Source organism: Chitinophaga sp. YR627 (assembly GCF_900114995.1).
Lineage (GTDB): Bacteria > Bacteroidota > Bacteroidia > Chitinophagales > Chitinophagaceae > Chitinophaga.
On sequence record NZ_FOUX01000002.1, the window covers coordinates 1,488,140 to 1,504,108 of the forward strand.

Sequence of the window (15,969 nt, forward strand, 5' to 3'; positions counted from 1 at the left end):
TTTTACGTGGATGGATCAACATTATGGCATCGGGTTCAACCCCTCCCACATCACCCGCCATTTGCCATTGTCAGGAATACCTGGCAACGCCACATTACAACCGTCATATCCTGCACACATAATGGCAATAGCCGTCAGCAGTCCGCCATTCCCCGGCAGATACAGGCGCAGCCTTTCGTCCTGGTAATTATGTCCGTTGGGTAACCAGGTATTCGTCTTTACCGGCATAAACAGGGCATCCATTGCTTTACCAGGCAAGCCGAGACGGGTGGCTGTCATCGCGGTGAGCGGAAAATCCCAGCCCCAGGTTTCTTTCCAGTTCCAGGACTGCCAGATCTTATTGAAAGTATGGTGCATGACAGCGGTATCTACATAGGGACGGGCAGGCAACATACCTAACGCACCCAATACAGCCGGATGATCTGTCATGTAAGGCGGATTCGTATAAGAATCCGGCGCACTCTCGGCAGCCAGGTATAATCCCTGTTGCTGCGGAAGCGCAGAAAGGCTGTCCAGTACATTATCCCAGCGGGGATTACGGGGTAGTCCCAGGCGAACTCTCCATTCCTGTGCAGTAGATAAACCCCAGCGCCAGTAGGCCAGTTCGAAAGTCGCGTTGAAAGTACCTTCAGGCTTGAAACGTTCCTGTGCCGGGATCATACCAGGCCCCAGTGTGTACCGATGTTTTGCACCGTCATATGTGGGATAGGAAGCCATGAAATCTGCTGTAGCAAATACCAGGTCCTTGTATTTATTTAATGTGCCTTTATCGTGATAGTGACGATAGAGTAATTCTGTCAGATAAATAAAATGCGGTTGCTGCCAGATCAGGAATCCCCCTACGGAAGACGGACTTTCATTGCCGGCCGGATCAGTCATTTTCTGCCAGCGGAGTCCATCATAGCCCTGTCTTTTTGCGATAGCGGCCGCCTTTTCTGCTACTTTATAATACCATTGCAGGCACTTCTCCAGCATATCCGGACGATTCCAGAGCGCAAAATGAGCAGCATGCCACCAATGCATTTCCAGATGTGGTTTTCCAAACCAGCTGTTATAGGTCAGACCCGTTTCCTGTGGTGGTATATTACCCGCGCATTGCACTGCCATGAGATACTGTGATAAGACGATCCTTCTTTCCAGTTCGGTAGCTCTTGGATCTGTGCTCCCGGAGAAATCAACCGCCCCGCCCTCCTGCCAGAAATGCTGCCAGTAGTCTTCACTCAACATGCGTACTACACCAAAATTCGGGATATTACGCCCCAATGGCATCTCCTCACTAAAGCGGAAACTACACTCTATTACAGTACCCGTAGGTGCGGGTGTCAGCAGATGATCATGCCTTTGCAACTGGGTGACGGTCAGTGGCTCAGAACCGGATACTTTCAGATAGTAACGGTATTTGTCCAGTACATGTTCCAGGGTAAAGGAACGCTGGTCATAGTCGATGATACGGGAAGAATGTTTTTCAGGAAACTGTCTGTTCACGCCCACATCCGAAAAAGTACCTGTCGGATAAGGGAAACGGACACGCAGTTTGATACGTCCTTCTTTTAGCAGGGTGGAAGATATTTTAACGGAGACAACATCAGCTTCCGGATGTACGGCAGTGATCACATCCACCGGCGTGCCTTCTACTGTAAAATGGCTTTTGATAATACCATTCCAGAGGTCCAGTTCCTGGTCAATTTCTTTGATATCAGACAAATTACAGGTAGTACCATTCTTCAGGGTAATGAGCATTCCCAGGTTGCCTAATTGCAGCCGGTGCACATTCTGGCGGAACCAGTCAGAAGCGCTTTTGTTTCTTTCCGGGGAGTTCCACTGCACAGCATAAGTGATATCACGGTTATCCAGATGATATGCTTTCAGGCTTTCTTCAAAACGGTAACCAGCGGTATCAATAAAGCTATGCCATCCCCACTCAGATTGCGTACCTAATGGCACACCCTGACTGTAGGCCTCAGGAAATGATTGCATACCGGTAACATCCACCGTATAGGCAAATCCTCCGTTCCCTACGGTGAGTGCTGACAGAGAATCGAACTGTTTGTTAATTACATGATGTCTTTGTACAAGGGCCATACGGTCAATACGTTCCTGGCCACTGGCGGAGATACCGGACAGTAACAGAAAGACATACAATGAAAGCGCGATCAGCCGGACGGATGTTCTTTTATTCGTCATCGTGGAAACACATTTCGATAAATGTATGGAAACGTTTGCGCAAAAACCGTTTATTAATTTGCAATATCTCTGTTAACAAAGTATCCTACAGTGTCCTACTGACAACTGGGACAGATTTTATAATTTAGTCCGTATGAAAACAATCTCCTTTCTCCGATCAGCCACCTGGCTGCTAATAATGTGCAGCAGCATACGGGCAGGCGCCAGCACTATTAACCATGAAGACAGTCTCCGCCAGGAAAAATATGTACTTGTTATACATGGCGGGGCCGGAACTATTCTGAAAAAAAATATGACGCCACAAAAAGAGGCGGCATACACTGCCGGCTTACGCGATGCACTGAATGCGGGCTATAAAGCGATACAGGCAGGCAAAAGCAGTCTGGATGCTGTAGAGGCTACGATCAGGGTACTGGAAGATAATCCATTGTTCAATGCGGGTAAGGGTGCTGTATTCACACATGACGGACGCAATGAAATGGATGCTGCTATTATGAATGGGAAGACATTGGAGGCGGGTTCTGTAGCCGGTGTATCAACGATCCGTAATCCGATATCAGCAGCAAGGGCGGTGATGGAAAAATCAGAACATGTGATGATGACGGGGCGTGGAGCAGAGCAGTTTGCGAAAGAAGCCGGACTGGAAATAGTAGATCCCTCCTATTTCCGGACACAGGAGCGCTGGGAAGGATTACAGAAAGCGCTGCGGGAAGATTCCATCAAAAGTAAGCTGGACCATAGTTACAGTCCTGCCGGCAAACTGGGTATTGAGAATATCGATAATAAATTTGGTACTGTAGGTGCTGTGGCGCTGGATAAAGCGGGTAACCTGGCAGCAGGAACATCTACCGGCGGTATGACCAATAAGAAATACGGCCGTGTGGGCGATGCGCCTATTATCGGTGCTGGTACTTATGCCAACAATAATACGGTGGCTATTTCGTGTACCGGATGGGGAGAGTTTTTTATCCGGTGTGTAGTAGCACATGATCTCTCTGCGCTGATGGAATATAAAGGGTTAACGGTACAGGAGGCCGGAAAGGCCGTGATCGATAAAGTAGGTAAACTAGGCGGTAATGGTGGATTGATAGCTTTGGACAAAGAAGGGAATGCTGCGCTTCCTTTTAATACGGAGGGGATGTACAGGGGTATGGTGACTGCTGATGGCAAGATCACGATTGAAATTTATAAATAAGAATAGTTAAGACTGAGGTCCGGGAAACTCCAGGACGGAGTTCCCCGGTTTTACTTTTTCAGTTAGTATAGGGTATTAGGATATAGTCAATAATGCTTTTAACGGCTAACGGATCCATAACAGATTAGTTCAAAAAATTAAACCTGTTCTCAAACAACTTTCCAACTCCGGGGACAGGGCTTAGAATATCCTTCGATGCTGCAACAGCACCAAAAGTCATTAAGACCAATGGAAGAAGGCCGGCAACCGCTAATATTGAACCTATTGAAGGGAGTATTGCTGAGATAATCTGAATTGTTATCCATAAAACCGCAGCGAATATAAATATGCCCAGTGCCTGATTCAGGTGGTATTGAACCAGCCTGCTTTTATCAGGACTGTTTCGATACCGGACATAGGTATACAACCATCCGATCAACGTGATGTAGGCAATAATAGCCAACGTTTGGTTTTTCATAAAAGATATGGTTTAAATTTTTGCGGCCCGGGCTACAGTATTGCTACTGTGGCCTGCCTTTGTGCCATCAATATCAGGGTGGGTTACCTTTCAGAAGTTGTGTCTATGGTCCCGATACCGGCTTTTGCAGCCTGCGTATCGCGTGTATTTTTCTGTACGCTGATTGCACCAAAGATGCTCAGCAGGAAGGCGAAGGCATAGAATCCTTTTTCACTGGGCAATAATGTCGCATTCCATAAACCTACTGTCAGCAGAACGATGCAGAGTAGGGTCGATACCCAGCTAAGACCATAGTAGATGTCTGTTACCGGGATACCTTCGAGGCGGTCTCTTACACATTTCTGTACAGAAACGCCTGCAAACAAGCCATACATGAGTATGGTAAAATAGTAGCCTTTTTCGTTGAGCTGCATTGCTGCGTTCCACAGCCCAATTACATAACCTACCACTCCAATCAATAATGCGAGCCAGGAGGTAGCAATAAAGGCAAGTGACGGTTTCTGCTTCATTTATGTTGTGTACTGATTCGGTGTCAAAAGTAGATCAAAAAGTAACTGCCTGGAATAGCGGTTTTCAGGTATAAATCGTCAGGATTGATTATTTTGGTGCCGAATTATCCAGGATACTTATGCACTACAACAAGGGAACCCACTTGATTGCGACCCTGTATACAACTGAGCATCAATTACTTAATACATTTGAGGCATTCAGAATACTGACAGATGATCTTATCGGGACACACCAGCTGCAAAAGCTGGGAGAAGTATACCATAACTTCAGCCCTTCGGGTTATACCGGGGTCGTATGTCTGAGTGAAAGCCATCTATCCATACATACCTGGCCAGAACATGGCAAGATCAATATTGATATATACCTGAGCAATTATCTTCGGAATAACGACGGTACGGTAGATAAACTATACAGCGCGATCAAAGATCATTTTAATGCGACTGTCGAACAGGAACAATTCCTCAAACGCTAAACAAATGACTGTGATCCCATCCATCTATCAATGCCCATCCTGTAGTCGTGTTGTGAACTTCACTTCTCCTCATACCACCATTAAGGTGTGTGAATGCGGAACGGTGATCAACAGAATGGGGGACGGTACCCTTCTTCCCCGGCCATTCCGGACAATTGCGGATAAAGCATCTGTCATTGCACCTGGTACTACCGGACAATGGAACGGTAAAAAGTTTACCGTTACCGGACGCTTCAGGATATGGACCGAAGAAACGGTATTCAGCTACTGGACGATTATCTTCCAGGATGAAACAGCTGCCTACCTGGCGGAAGGATATGGCATGTACGCCATTTATATACCCAAAGAATCGCCCACTGAGCTTACAGGAGATAATATCAGAGCTATTTCGGTCGGTAAGAAGAAACTGATGTTTGGAGAGGAATATGTCCTGCTGCGTAAGGATAACGCCAAACTCTGGGAGGTAGAAGGCGAATTGTATATGCCGGAATGTAACACAACCTTTATGACCTATGATTTCTCCAGTTCATCTGGCAGGATCATACATATCATAGAATACTGGCCACGTGTACAGCCTGCATTCGAAGTACATCATACCGACTTTACCAGTCTGGGACTGACCAATACCCGTCCTTATGAGAATAGTGGTAAATCCTTTACCTGTAAATGCGGGTATAATAACCATGTAGCCACCTTCCCATTTGCCCAAAGCACGATCTGCACCGGTTGTGGTAACTGGTATGTATACAGGAACCAGCTCGAGTTCGCCAAAGTCGGACAGGGCAATACCATGCCTGCTCAACCAGCCATTAAGGTAGGTGCAAAGGGCATTATAAAGGGCATCCCTTATACGGTTACCGGTTTTATGATGAAAGAGGAACGTAATACCTATCAGGCCCGGTGGACAGAATACGCACTATTCAACGAAAAAGAAGGTTTTGCCTTTCTAAGTGTTTATGACGGTCACTGGATCTATCTGCGGGAGCAGGGGAAAACGCCGGTGCCGGATACAATTGGGACAGATGGATTCAGATATGAGGGACGTGACTTTGACCTGTACAATGATTATTCTTTTAAGGTGATATGTGGTAAAGGTGAATTCCCGGGGAATCCATTCAATGACGGTCATATCAAGTGCTGGGAATTTATAGCACCACCTGTGATGTGGGCCAGGGAGCAAAGTCCGGAAGAAGGAATCGTTTGGTTCAGAGGCACCCATATCGCCGCAAAGGATCTCAAAGAAGCATTCAAAGACGCGATAGATCTTCCAAAACAGGAAGGTACCGGCATGTTAAAGCCTAATGGCTATATCAATATCAAAGACATGCTGAAGTATTCACTGGTTGCTATTCTTGTGTTAATAGTGGTGCATCTTGCCACTACGAGTGGCAGTAAACAGGAAGTACTGATCGATAAAGAGATTTATTTCTACGATTCATCCGATATACAAACCGCGGTAGTGGGTGATGTACATCTGGATAAACGCAGCAGTAATGTCATGCTGACCATCAACGCTCCTGTGGATAACTCCTGGGTAGAGGTGGAAGCTACGCTGGTCAACAAGAAAGATGGTACTGAATATAGCGTGAGTAAGGGTGTGGAGTATTATAGTGGCGTATCGGAAGGGGAACGCTGGTCGGAAGGCAGCCAGGATGCTAAAGTATATCTGAATAGTATCCCCCGGGGTGATTATACCGTGCAACTCAGTGCGACACGGGAGAAAATTAGTATGCCTTTACGCTATTACCATGTCACGGCATACTATGATGTATCGAACCTGCACAACCTGTTTATTTGTATAGGGCTGTTACTGATATGGCCTGTCTTTAAATATATCTTCACTTATTACAGCGAAAAGAACCGCTGGTCCAATAGTTCATACTCAAGGTTTAACTATGAATCTGAATAATTTCAATCCCTTCAAGGAGGATTCTTCCATGTTTCCATTCCGTTGGTTCCTGCTTATTCTGGCACTGTTAAGCGGCGTGTTACTGTATTCTGATTCCAGTGGGTATCGCCTGTTTTCCGGTTCAGGACAACAGCAATGGAGCGCTTCCGGTCAGCAGCATTTTCACAAATAATCTATCAAACAACCTAATATGTCAAACGCACTTATTAACTCTATTCTGTATTCCTTTGTTGGTATTGGTATCCTTGTCGTTGTCTTTGTATTGGTGGAAGTACTGACACCAAGACATAACCTCCGTAAAGAGATCATGGACAATCAGAACATGGCGGTAGCTGTACTGGCAGGCTTTTTCATGCTGGCAATGGCAATCATCATTGCATCTGCTATTCACTAAGTAAACGAAACAATGTCTAAAAAAGAAAACGGCGCACAGTGGCTGTTACTGACGGCAGTATTTGTTATTGCCACCTGTGGATTGATCTATGAACTGGTAGCTGGTACCCTGGCTTCTTACCTGCTGGGAGACAGTATTACGCAGTTCAGCACTATTATCGGCGTGTACCTGTTTTCCATGGGAATAGGTTCCTTCCTGTCTAAATACTTCAGCAAAAACCTGCTGGCCTGGTTCATCAGGATAGAGCTGCTGGTAGGTCTGGTGGGAGGGTTCAGTTCCGCCTTGTTATTTATTACATTTCCACTGGCAGCATCTTTCCGGCTGATACTATATGCCATCGTACTCATCACCGGTATACTGGTCGGACTGGAAATACCGCTGCTGATGCGTATCCTGGAAAAGAAGGTGGAATTTAAAGAGCTGGTAAGCCGGGTATTTACCTTTGACTATATCGGCGCGCTGCTGGCATCCCTGATCTTCCCGCTATTGCTGGTACCACACCTCGGACTGATCAGGACCTCTCTGTTTTTTGGCATCCTGAATGTAGGTGTAGGTTGGTACCTGGCCTATAAGTTTTCAGGAGAAGTAAGACAGGCAGGTCTTTTAAAGGCAAGTGCCATCATTCTGTTATTGTCTCAGCTGGTATGTTTTGTATTTTCAGAAAAGATCATGACCTACAGTGAAGCCATGACCTATGATGACAATGTTGTCTACTCTACCTCTACTCCGTATCAGCGTATTGTGATCACCAAGAACAAACATGAACTGCGGCTTTTCCTCAATGGGAATCTGCAATTCAGTACTGCCGATGAATACCGTTATCATGAAGCGCTGGTCCATCCAACATTCTCGTCTCTCAGCAATCCGGAGCAGGTGCTCGTATTAGGAGGCGGAGACGGACTGGCAGTAAGAGAGATCCTGAAATATCCCGCTGTAAAGCAGGTGACGCTGGTCGATCTCGATCCCGCCATGACAAAGCTATTTTCTAAACAGCGTATGCTGACTATGCTGAATGACTCTTCCCTGCTGAATCCGAAGGTACGGGTACATAATGCCGATGCCTTTACCTGGCTGCGAAATAACAAGACGAAATTTGATGCGATCGTTGTTGACTTTCCAGACCCCTCTAACTTTTCTATAGGAAAGTTATACAGCACTACTTTTTATCAATTGCTGAAACATGCGTTACGCCCTGAAGGCATTGCGGTTATTCAGAGCACTTCTCCATATGTTGCCCCTAAAAGTTTCTGGTGTGTAGACACGACCTTAAAGGCGGTAGGTCTGCATACTATTGCCTATCATAACTATGTTCCTTCCTTTGGTGAATGGGGATATATCATGGCCACTCCGCAGGAGCCACATCAATGGTTCAGTCATATACCGGCTCCGCTGAAGTTTCTTAATCCGACTACATTACAGCAGATGCTTACCTTTCCTGAAGACATGAAAGCGCATCAGTTACTCGATATCAATAAACTTAATAACCAGGCACTGGTAAAATATTTCGAAGAAGAGTGGAGTAAATATCTTGAACGTTAAGATATGAGGAGAAGATCATTTATACAATCTATAGCAGGTCTCACAGTGGTGAGCAGCTTCCTGGCTTCCTGTCAGCGGCAGCATGTCATCAAAGGAAGTGTGATCGGGGCCAGTTCGCATACCGGTCATTTATTACGGGATAAGAACTTTGCGGCGCCAGTAGCTACTACAGAACATGACATTGTGATCGTTGGCGGTGGCATCAGTGGATTATCCGCCGCCCGTCACCTGCATCGTCAGGGTATCACCAACATGGTCATACTCGACCTGGAAAAAGAAATGGGCGGTAATGCAGCCTGTGGCAGTAATGATATTTCCGGTTATCCTTGGGGAGCACACTATGTGCCTATTCCCAACAATGACCTTACAGCTTATACGGACTTCATGCGGGAATGTGGTGTGATCACCAGTCCGCCGGAAGCACCTCTTCCTACCTATAATGAATATTATATCTGCTTCGATCCGGAGGAAAGACTTTATATCAATGGACAATGGCAGGAAGGATTGATTCCTCAATTTGGCGTTCCTGATGCCGAAAAAAAGCAGATACAGCAATTCCTTGATAAAATGCAGGCATTCCGTATTGCCAAAGGGGAAGACGGGAAAGACGCATTTGCAATTCCGCTGGACAACTCCAGCAAAGACCCTGTCTTTACGGCGCTGGATCAACTGACCATGAAAGAATGGCTGCATCAGCAGGGTTGGACATCTCCTTATCTTCAGTGGTATGTGAATTACTGTACCCGCGATGATTATGGTACCACTTACGATGAGATCAGCGCCTGGGTAGGCATTCAATATTTCGCCAGCAGAAAAGGGAAAGGCAGTAATGCCGATCATCATGATGTGCTGACATGGCCGGAAGGAAATGGCTGGCTGGCTGCACATCTGAAAAAAGAATTACAGCCTTATTTCCGTAATGAGGCGCTCGTTGCCCGTATACAGGAAGAAGACGGAAAACTGACCATAGACTATTTTGATGTAAAAGAGAGTCGCTTAAAAAGGATCAATGCCCGTCAGTGTATCCTTGCTGTGCCGCAGTTTGTTGCAGGCAGGATCTTACATGACGAAGCGCGTATCCGGAAGGTACATCAGCACATACAGTATAGTCCGTGGATGGTGGCGAATATCCGCAGCAATGCGCTGGATGAAAGAACAGGCTATGCTTTGAGCTGGGATAATGTCATCTACGACAGTCCTTCTCTCGGTTATGTAGAAGCCACCCATCAACAGGTGGAACAGGGCAAAAAACAAAAGAATCTGACCTATTACCTGCCACTGACAGGAAAGAGTCCGGTAGAAGAGCGAAAGGCCGCGATTGAAAGAACGCATACAGAGTGGGTGAAGATGATCGTGGATGACCTGGACCTTGTACATCCTGATATTGCGGCGAATATTGAGGAAGTCAATGTAATGATATGGGGGCATGCAATGGCCAGGCCTCTACCAGGCACTGCCCATGGTACGATACGACAGGAACTGGGCGCTTCAATCAATGACCGCCTGCATTTTGCGCATACAGACCTGGCTGGTAACAGTCTCTTTGAGGAAGCATTTTACCAGGGGTTGACCGCCGCTCAAAAAGTAATGACACAATTATCCGCTAAGATATGAACAAGCAAGCGTGGATAGGCAAACCGTGGACTGACAGTGTTTTTATACTGTTGCCTCCGTTTTTCAGTCTGCTGATCATAATACTCTTCCCCTCTTTTTTTCAGGACAACAAGCACATGCCGGATGCCGGCTGGGTAGTACTCGTATTGCTCGTGGACGTAGCGCATGTATACAGTACTTTATACAGGACCTATTTTGATCCACAGGCACTGAGTCAACAGCGTTTCCTGTTATGGATCATACCGGCGCTCAGCTTTATTGGCGGCGTTGTGATCTATTCTCTCAGCAGTTTGTTGTTCTGGCGTATACTAGCTTATGTGGCAGTCTTTCATTTTGTGCGTCAACAGTATGGTTTTATGCGGGTATACAGCCGGCAGGAAAATGCAGGCAGGATCAGCAAGAGGATAGACAGTATCACGATTTATACGGCGGCGCTGTACCCGATGGCCTATTGGCATCTCAGCGGACCAAGGAACTTCAACTGGTTTGTAGAGAATGACTTTATGTTTTTCGAGTCTGCGTTGATCAGGAACATCCTGGGAGTTGTATACTTTGGGATTGTGGCTGTTTATATAATGAAAGAGATCTACAACACTTATACCACCCGTACGTTCAATATCCCTAAAAACGCGGTGATCGCCGGCACGCTGGTATCGTGGTATTTCGGTATTGTTTACTATAACGGGGATATGGCTTTTACCCTGTTGAATGTGGTGAGTCATGGTATTCCTTATATGGCGCTGATATGGCTCTACGGACAGAAACAGTATAAAGATCCGGGGAAAAGCGGTTCTTTTCTGCGAATGGTATTCAGCAGGTATGGGATTGTGGTATTTTTACTGTTGATATTTGTATTTGCCTTTGTGGAAGAAGGACTCTGGGATATGACCGTGTGGCAGGAACATGCAACCGTTTTTGGTACAGCTCGTCTCCCTTCGCTTGACCTGAGTCAGCAGCTATTAAGTCTGATCGTCCCATTACTGGCACTGCCACAGATCACGCACTATATCCTCGATGGCTTCATCTGGAAGATCAAAAAGGAAGAATTCAAATGGAGCAACGAAATTTGATATTTTTAGATAAAACAGGCCTATGCACCAGGAAACACATGTAACCAGTTCCAATATTGTACGGGATATCATCATTGGTATGTCCGACGGACTGACAGTACCTTTTGCGCTGACAGCAGGTCTGAGCGGCGTACTGGACACCAATCACCTGATCATTGTATCGGGTTTGTCGGAGATTGCGGCGGGATGCATTTCAATGGGATTAGGTGGTTTTCTGGCGGGCCAGACAGAAATAGAGCACTATGATTCGGAGCTGAAGCGCGAGTATGAGGAGATCGAGAAAGTGCCTGAAACAGAGCGGAAAGAGGTCGAGGAGATCTTTATTTCGATGGGGGTAGATGAGGCACTCAGCAAACAGGTGACCTTACAGATCAGCCAGGATAAAGACAAGTGGGTCGATTTTATGATGCGCTTTGAGCTGGGACTGGACAGACCTGATAAGAACAGGGCGTATCAGTCAGCCATCACCATTGCGCTGGCTTACCTTACAGGTGGGTTAATTCCGCTGGCGCCTTATGTTATCATTGCCAATAATCAGCATGGCTTTTACTGGTCCTGCGTGATCACTATTCTTGCCCTGATCGTATTCGGTTATTTCAAATCGAAAGTAACAGGGCAACCACTGCTGAAAGGTACGCTGAAAGTAGCCTTTACCGGCATCCTTGCAGCAGCGGCTGCTTATGCTATTGCTAAAATGATCAGTTAAGCTTCCGTTTCCTGGTTAACCAGCGCGAGTAAATCCTCTTTTTTACCGTTCTGCAGGAGTATGTCTATCATACCGAGGTATACACGTTGCTGCTCTTTATTCAGGCCCTGGAACAGTCTTGGTTCTGTAGCGAAGATACCTTTCAGAAATTTCTTCAGTTCTCTTCTGTTGCCGGTATCAGGCAAAACACCATTCTTTTCATAGATGTCCAGCAATTTCACCGCTGCTTCTCCTTTTACGAAAGCCTTCTGTCTCAGTCTTACCAGCTCATGCAGATGGTTCATTACTTCGCGGAAGACATTATGTTGTCTTGTGCGCTCAAACATATTCTCTGTCTGCTCTGCATCACGGGGATGGAAGGCATCGAAATAGCGGGATTCCACATATACGCTATGATAGAAGCCAATCGCATTGTTATTGAAAGAGGTCAGGTCTTTGAATACTTCTGACTGTCCGGAGTTCAGGAAATAAAAGAAGAACTTATCCCCTATCCTCTCTGACCATCTTACAAAAGTGATCCTGAAAAAATGTTCGTTCCCTTCTGCATCTTTCCGGGACAATACACCAGTGTCGCTTTCTGCAATGGCGGCCTGATAATCCAGTGCTACGCCGTTGATGCGGATCTGATACTCTTTTTCTCTGTTCAGCATCAGGAACCAGCCAAATTCACGGATCAGGAAGCTTTTAAACTCATCTGATTCAAAGGAAAAGCCAGATACTTCGAACAGGTCGTAAAAAGTAACGGTGGTACCGGTGGCTTTTTTTACGGTTGTCTTCTTTCCATCCGGATCATAGAAGTCTTTTGCATTGCGGCTGATGGTGATATCGTATTCCATCATGCTACCGGTTTTATCCTCTTTATAAACAGTATGCCACACGGCTTTCCCGCTGAATGCGGAGAAAGAAAAGCGACCACGGCCCTTATTTCCTTTGATAAAGGAGGAAGTTTTCTGGAAAGAGGCTTTTTTAATGGAGTCATTAAAATGGCCAAAAGTCTCCTTTAACAGATCATAATCAATGCCGGAGCCATTGTCTGTTATGGATAAACTATGAATGGTATCAATTTCGTTGGATTCAAAATATATGTCTATCACAGAAGCTGCGGCGTCAAACCCGTTCCAGATATACTCTGCCACAGCTTCCATGTAGTCTTTCGGAAGGCCGGAAGACTGTATCCCCGTATCCGTAACTGACACTTTTTCTTTCATTTGTAGCTATTTTTGCATGCTATATAGCAATTCTTTCAGTAAATACAGAATTTTATTTAGCCATCAAATGGATGGGGACCCAATCACTATACATTGAATTTGAATATGAGTACGACAATACTTTACCGTCCGACGGGAATAAAGGAGTTAGCCCTGATTGCCGCCACAGATTTCAAACATTTTCCGCCAAGACTATCCTGGCAGCCAATATTTTATCCTGTATTAAATCAGCCTTATGCTGAGCAGATTGCCCTGGAATGGAATACCAATGACGAAGGCTCCGGTTACTGTGGCATAGTAACCCGGTTTGCCGTGGATACGGCATTCCTGGAAAGATATGACATCCAGAATGTAGGAGACGGTTCACATAACGAGTTATGGGTACCCGCAGAGGAGCTGGAATTGTTCAACCAGCATATTGTGGGAAAGATCGAAGTGGTGAAGACATTTCTGGGGGAGCAATATACAGCGCCGGAAGATGTACAACTGGCGGAGCTGATCCGCTCCCTGTCGAAATAGTCATTTATCGGGGATTGGGGAAATGGATAAAAAGCCGCTCTTAATCTCTGAGAAAGCTCTCGACCCTTCCTTTTGTTATCTGTGGAAGATCAGTATTCAGGATCTTCCATTTTTTGATCTTCATTTCTGCGAACCATTTATCCAGGACCTTACGGATAATGTCTTCATCGTTTCTATGTTTGGTGGATGGCGTGACTTCAACAACCAATACCTCCAGCCGATCAAGATCAGTGCGTTTGCTGATGAGGCCAAAGTCAAGTTTATCTATATCTTTTGACCATTGGGAATTATTCCGGAGTTTGTATTTATCCAGCAACTCAGGAAGCAGGTAGGCATACCGGTTACCAACAGCATCTTTGGAATCTGCATGAAAGAGATAGCCGTCGGTGAAGATGACAAGAATGTTGCGATAGGCTGTATCCGGATCAATGGTGATATCTACATCGTTTTTGAAGAATCGCCAGATATCTGAACCCGGCCAGTAAGCCTGACGAAGGCTGGTACGGTAGATATAGCTGATATTTTCAGCGACGGTATTACCGATGTTATCATATATCTTTTTCTTTTCAACGGGCATCAATCCGGACAGATCGGTGCTCAACTTTTCAGCGGCCTTGCTTATTCCCGGATCAGCAGGATTAGGAGAGAATATGATACGCATCTTGGGTTTTGCAGCATGCCCTCCCTTCGTTCTTATCTCACTTTTAAAATATTCTGTCAGGTAACTAATCAGTGTGCTGTCTTTCTGAAAATGCGCAGGCATGTCGGGATTCCTTTTGGGATCGATCCGATCGGAAAGGTCGAGCAGAATGGAAAGGTTCAATTGCTTCTGGTGCTCATTAGGTATTGTTTTAGTTCTTCCTTCCGGTTGATCTTCTTTTGCATCATTAGACCCGCAACTGAACAATGTTATTGTAAGCATTAACAGGATGTATTTCATAGGTCATCTATTTTGGGGGTTGTATACGTTACTGTACCAATAAATTCACGTACGATATTTTCTGCCGTATCCAGCTCTGTACCAGATTTTCCGGCGCCACTCATCCAGGCCAGCCATCCTGCCATAAAGCTATACATACAGGTTTCAAACTCACCGGGAATGATTACACCTGCGATTGCCTCCTGAAGTTTTTTGATCTGTGTTTTTGCATCATCTATGTAATGGGTGAGCTTATCAACACCTGTATGCAGATCACTTACCTGGATATTTACGTCCTGTATCTGTTTGTCTTTTTCCTTCAGGGCAACATTGACCTTATCGATCTTACCATGGGCCGCTAATACAAAATCAAATACAAATCCCCAGATGAGATATACAATAAAGCCAGCGAATATGATCAGCCAGAAATTGATTGTATGAAAGGCGAGTGCAATTGTATATTCCGGGACCACTCTGTCGATAATATCATATCTCTTGATATCATAAATCTTTTCCGTGATTTCGTAGGCCAGAATACCATCGAATACGAACGTGATCAATATTAGCGTAGCTATTTTCACATATTTCTGTGCCCCTTTTTCTTCCTGGAATTTGTGAATGAGGTATCCGAGCCCCAGAAATACAGAAGGGATGGTAATAATCAATAACAGTTGTGTGATACCTCTTTTCAGAGAATTGGAGAGTGCTTCTGCGTCAAAAATCGCATTTGCAACACCTATATCACCCAGCTTGAATTCTTTAAAAAAAGTAGAATAGGATGCAGAGCTATAAAAGACGAACAGGTAAACTGTCAGCGTGGCAAGGATGAAACATCCGATATAAAAACTGGGTCTGCCGGTAAGGTCTCCAACGATTTCCTGTGGGTTTTCGCGGATGTGTTTCTTATCTTCCTTGAGTGTGTCTATTTTACGCAGTAAAGCCGGAAGGTCTTCTTCTTTAATCTTTTTGATCCGGTTCTCCCATCGCTCAATATCTCCTTTATGTTCTTCAAGTTTAACTTTCATCGGCTTTTTTAATTCATCCTGTCTTTCCTTATCATTCTTTATCCTTTCCTTAAAATCATAATAAATTTTCTGCAGACATACCCGTAAGCCTGCAATGCTGCCACCCAGTAAAGAGGCCTGGTGGTAGCCATAATCCTGGTAAGTAATTTCTGTTTTTCCTGTTTCGGCCGGTTCAGCAGTGGCTGTATCGGTTGAGGGTGTTTCGTTTACGGTAAACAAATCTTTGGTGACTTTTAAAAGGCCCATGG

At 45.4% G+C, this 15,969-nt stretch carries 16 protein-coding genes; 10 read left to right on the plus strand and 6 right to left on the minus strand.

Annotated elements, in window-relative coordinates; all coding sequences use genetic code 11:
* Positions 1-21: 21 nt before the first annotated feature.
* On the minus strand, positions 22-2,184 hold the full coding sequence (locus BMZ72_RS14640; protein WP_089809463.1) for a hypothetical protein: 2,163 nt from the start codon (positions 2,182-2,184) through the stop codon (positions 22-24).
* Positions 2,185-2,317: 133 nt separating this feature from the next.
* On the opposite strand from BMZ72_RS14640, the gene BMZ72_RS14645 reads away from it, so the two are divergent.
* Complete coding sequence (locus BMZ72_RS14645; RefSeq protein ID WP_089809466.1) at positions 2,318-3,379, plus strand: isoaspartyl peptidase/L-asparaginase family protein; 1,062 nt, start codon at positions 2,318-2,320, stop codon at positions 3,377-3,379.
* Between the two features lie 124 nt (positions 3,380-3,503).
* Here the strand turns inward: BMZ72_RS14645 and BMZ72_RS14650 are convergent, their stop codons facing one another.
* The gene (locus BMZ72_RS14650) at positions 3,504-3,836 is read right to left on the minus strand and encodes a magnetosome magnetite crystal formation protein family (RefSeq protein ID WP_089809468.1); all 333 of its coding nucleotides are present in this window, start codon (positions 3,834-3,836) and stop codon (positions 3,504-3,506) included.
* 83 nt (positions 3,837-3,919) lie between these two features.
* Entirely contained in the window at positions 3,920-4,345 is a 426-nt protein-coding gene (yiaA, locus tag BMZ72_RS14655) for an inner membrane protein YiaA (protein WP_089809469.1), read from the minus strand.
* 119 nt (positions 4,346-4,464) lie between these two features.
* On the opposite strand from yiaA, the gene BMZ72_RS14660 reads away from it, so the two are divergent.
* The 8 genes from BMZ72_RS14660 to BMZ72_RS14695 are packed head-to-tail and all read left to right on the plus strand — an operon-like array spanning position 4,465 to position 12,050.
* Positions 4,465-4,818 carry an S-adenosylmethionine decarboxylase family protein gene (locus BMZ72_RS14660; RefSeq protein WP_089809471.1) on the plus strand — a complete coding sequence of 118 codons (354 nt, stop codon included), beginning with the start codon at positions 4,465-4,467 and terminating at the stop codon, positions 4,816-4,818.
* A gap of 4 nt (positions 4,819-4,822) precedes the next feature.
* On the plus strand, positions 4,823-6,727 hold the full coding sequence (locus tag BMZ72_RS14665; protein WP_177222791.1) for a DUF4178 domain-containing protein: 1,905 nt from the start codon (positions 4,823-4,825) through the stop codon (positions 6,725-6,727).
* Positions 6,714-6,899: a hypothetical protein gene (locus tag BMZ72_RS14670; RefSeq protein ID WP_089809475.1), complete on the plus strand. Its 186-nt coding sequence runs from the start codon at positions 6,714-6,716 to the stop codon at positions 6,897-6,899. The genes BMZ72_RS14665 and BMZ72_RS14670 overlap by 14 nt, the downstream gene beginning before the upstream one ends.
* Positions 6,900-6,917: 18 nt before the next feature.
* The gene (locus BMZ72_RS14675; protein WP_012789242.1) at positions 6,918-7,121 is read left to right on the plus strand and encodes a DUF350 domain-containing protein; all 204 of its coding nucleotides are present in this window, start codon (positions 6,918-6,920) and stop codon (positions 7,119-7,121) included.
* 12 nt (positions 7,122-7,133) lie between these two features.
* Complete coding sequence (locus BMZ72_RS14680) at positions 7,134-8,660, plus strand: polyamine aminopropyltransferase (RefSeq protein WP_089809477.1); 1,527 nt, start codon at positions 7,134-7,136, stop codon at positions 8,658-8,660.
* 3 nt (positions 8,661-8,663) lie between these two features.
* Positions 8,664-10,274, plus strand: a complete 1,611-nt coding sequence (locus BMZ72_RS14685; protein ID WP_089809479.1) for a flavin monoamine oxidase family protein — start codon at positions 8,664-8,666, stop codon at positions 10,272-10,274.
* Positions 10,271-11,344, plus strand: a complete 1,074-nt coding sequence (locus tag BMZ72_RS14690; protein WP_089809481.1) for a hypothetical protein — start codon at positions 10,271-10,273, stop codon at positions 11,342-11,344. The genes BMZ72_RS14685 and BMZ72_RS14690 overlap by 4 nt, the downstream gene beginning before the upstream one ends.
* A 22-nt stretch (positions 11,345-11,366) precedes the next feature.
* Complete coding sequence (locus BMZ72_RS14695; RefSeq protein WP_089809484.1) at positions 11,367-12,050, plus strand: VIT1/CCC1 transporter family protein; 684 nt, start codon at positions 11,367-11,369, stop codon at positions 12,048-12,050.
* Here BMZ72_RS14695 and BMZ72_RS14700 read toward each other — a convergent pair.
* Positions 12,047-13,258, minus strand: a complete 1,212-nt coding sequence (locus BMZ72_RS14700) for an ATP-binding protein (protein WP_089809486.1) — start codon at positions 13,256-13,258, stop codon at positions 12,047-12,049. The genes BMZ72_RS14695 and BMZ72_RS14700 overlap by 4 nt on opposite strands.
* 105 nt (positions 13,259-13,363) lie before the next feature.
* Here BMZ72_RS14700 and BMZ72_RS14705 point away from each other — a divergent pair, with 105 nt between their 5' ends.
* A complete protein-coding gene (locus BMZ72_RS14705; RefSeq protein WP_089809839.1) occupies positions 13,364-13,777 on the plus strand; it encodes an ADP-ribosylation/crystallin J1 in 414 nt (137 codons plus the stop codon).
* A 40-nt stretch (positions 13,778-13,817) separates the two neighbouring features.
* Here the strand turns inward: BMZ72_RS14705 and BMZ72_RS14710 are convergent, their stop codons facing one another.
* A complete protein-coding gene (locus tag BMZ72_RS14710) occupies positions 13,818-14,717 on the minus strand; it encodes a hypothetical protein (protein WP_089809488.1) in 900 nt (299 codons plus the stop codon).
* Positions 14,714-15,967, minus strand: a complete 1,254-nt coding sequence (locus tag BMZ72_RS14715; RefSeq protein WP_089809490.1) for a hypothetical protein — start codon at positions 15,965-15,967, stop codon at positions 14,714-14,716. The genes BMZ72_RS14710 and BMZ72_RS14715 overlap by 4 nt, the downstream gene beginning before the upstream one ends.
* Positions 15,968-15,969: the final 2 nt, after the last annotated feature.

Excerpts from the sequence above, each read along its gene's own strand:
- BMZ72_RS14685 (WP_089809479.1), top strand. The coding sequence starts at position 8,664 with ATGAGGAGAAGATCATTTATACAATCTATAGCAGGTCTCACAGTGGTG.
- BMZ72_RS14650 (WP_089809468.1), bottom strand. The coding sequence starts at position 3,836 with ATGAAAAACCAAACGTTGGCTATTATTGCCTACATCACGTTGATCGGA.
- BMZ72_RS14690 (WP_089809481.1), top strand. The coding sequence starts at position 10,271 with ATGAACAAGCAAGCGTGGATAGGCAAACCGTGGACTGACAGTGTTTTT.
- BMZ72_RS14680 (WP_089809477.1), top strand. The coding sequence starts at position 7,134 with ATGTCTAAAAAAGAAAACGGCGCACAGTGGCTGTTACTGACGGCAGTA.
- BMZ72_RS14710 (WP_089809488.1), bottom strand. The coding sequence starts at position 14,717 with ATGAAATACATCCTGTTAATGCTTACAATAACATTGTTCAGTTGCGGG.
- BMZ72_RS14665 (WP_177222791.1), top strand. The coding sequence starts at position 4,823 with ATGACTGTGATCCCATCCATCTATCAATGCCCATCCTGTAGTCGTGTT.
- BMZ72_RS14705 (WP_089809839.1), top strand. The coding sequence starts at position 13,364 with ATGAGTACGACAATACTTTACCGTCCGACGGGAATAAAGGAGTTAGCC.
- BMZ72_RS14715 (WP_089809490.1), bottom strand. The coding sequence starts at position 15,967 with ATGGGCCTTTTAAAAGTCACCAAAGATTTGTTTACCGTAAACGAAACA.
- BMZ72_RS14700 (WP_089809486.1), bottom strand. The coding sequence starts at position 13,258 with ATGAAAGAAAAAGTGTCAGTTACGGATACGGGGATACAGTCTTCCGGC.
- BMZ72_RS14675 (WP_012789242.1), top strand. The coding sequence starts at position 6,918 with ATGTCAAACGCACTTATTAACTCTATTCTGTATTCCTTTGTTGGTATT.
- BMZ72_RS14640 (WP_089809463.1), bottom strand. The coding sequence starts at position 2,184 with ATGACGAATAAAAGAACATCCGTCCGGCTGATCGCGCTTTCATTGTAT.
- BMZ72_RS14670 (WP_089809475.1), top strand. The coding sequence starts at position 6,714 with ATGAATCTGAATAATTTCAATCCCTTCAAGGAGGATTCTTCCATGTTT.
- BMZ72_RS14660 (WP_089809471.1), top strand. The coding sequence starts at position 4,465 with ATGCACTACAACAAGGGAACCCACTTGATTGCGACCCTGTATACAACT.
- yiaA (WP_089809469.1), bottom strand. The coding sequence starts at position 4,345 with ATGAAGCAGAAACCGTCACTTGCCTTTATTGCTACCTCCTGGCTCGCA.
- BMZ72_RS14695 (WP_089809484.1), top strand. The coding sequence starts at position 11,367 with ATGCACCAGGAAACACATGTAACCAGTTCCAATATTGTACGGGATATC.
- BMZ72_RS14645 (WP_089809466.1), top strand. The coding sequence starts at position 2,318 with ATGAAAACAATCTCCTTTCTCCGATCAGCCACCTGGCTGCTAATAATG.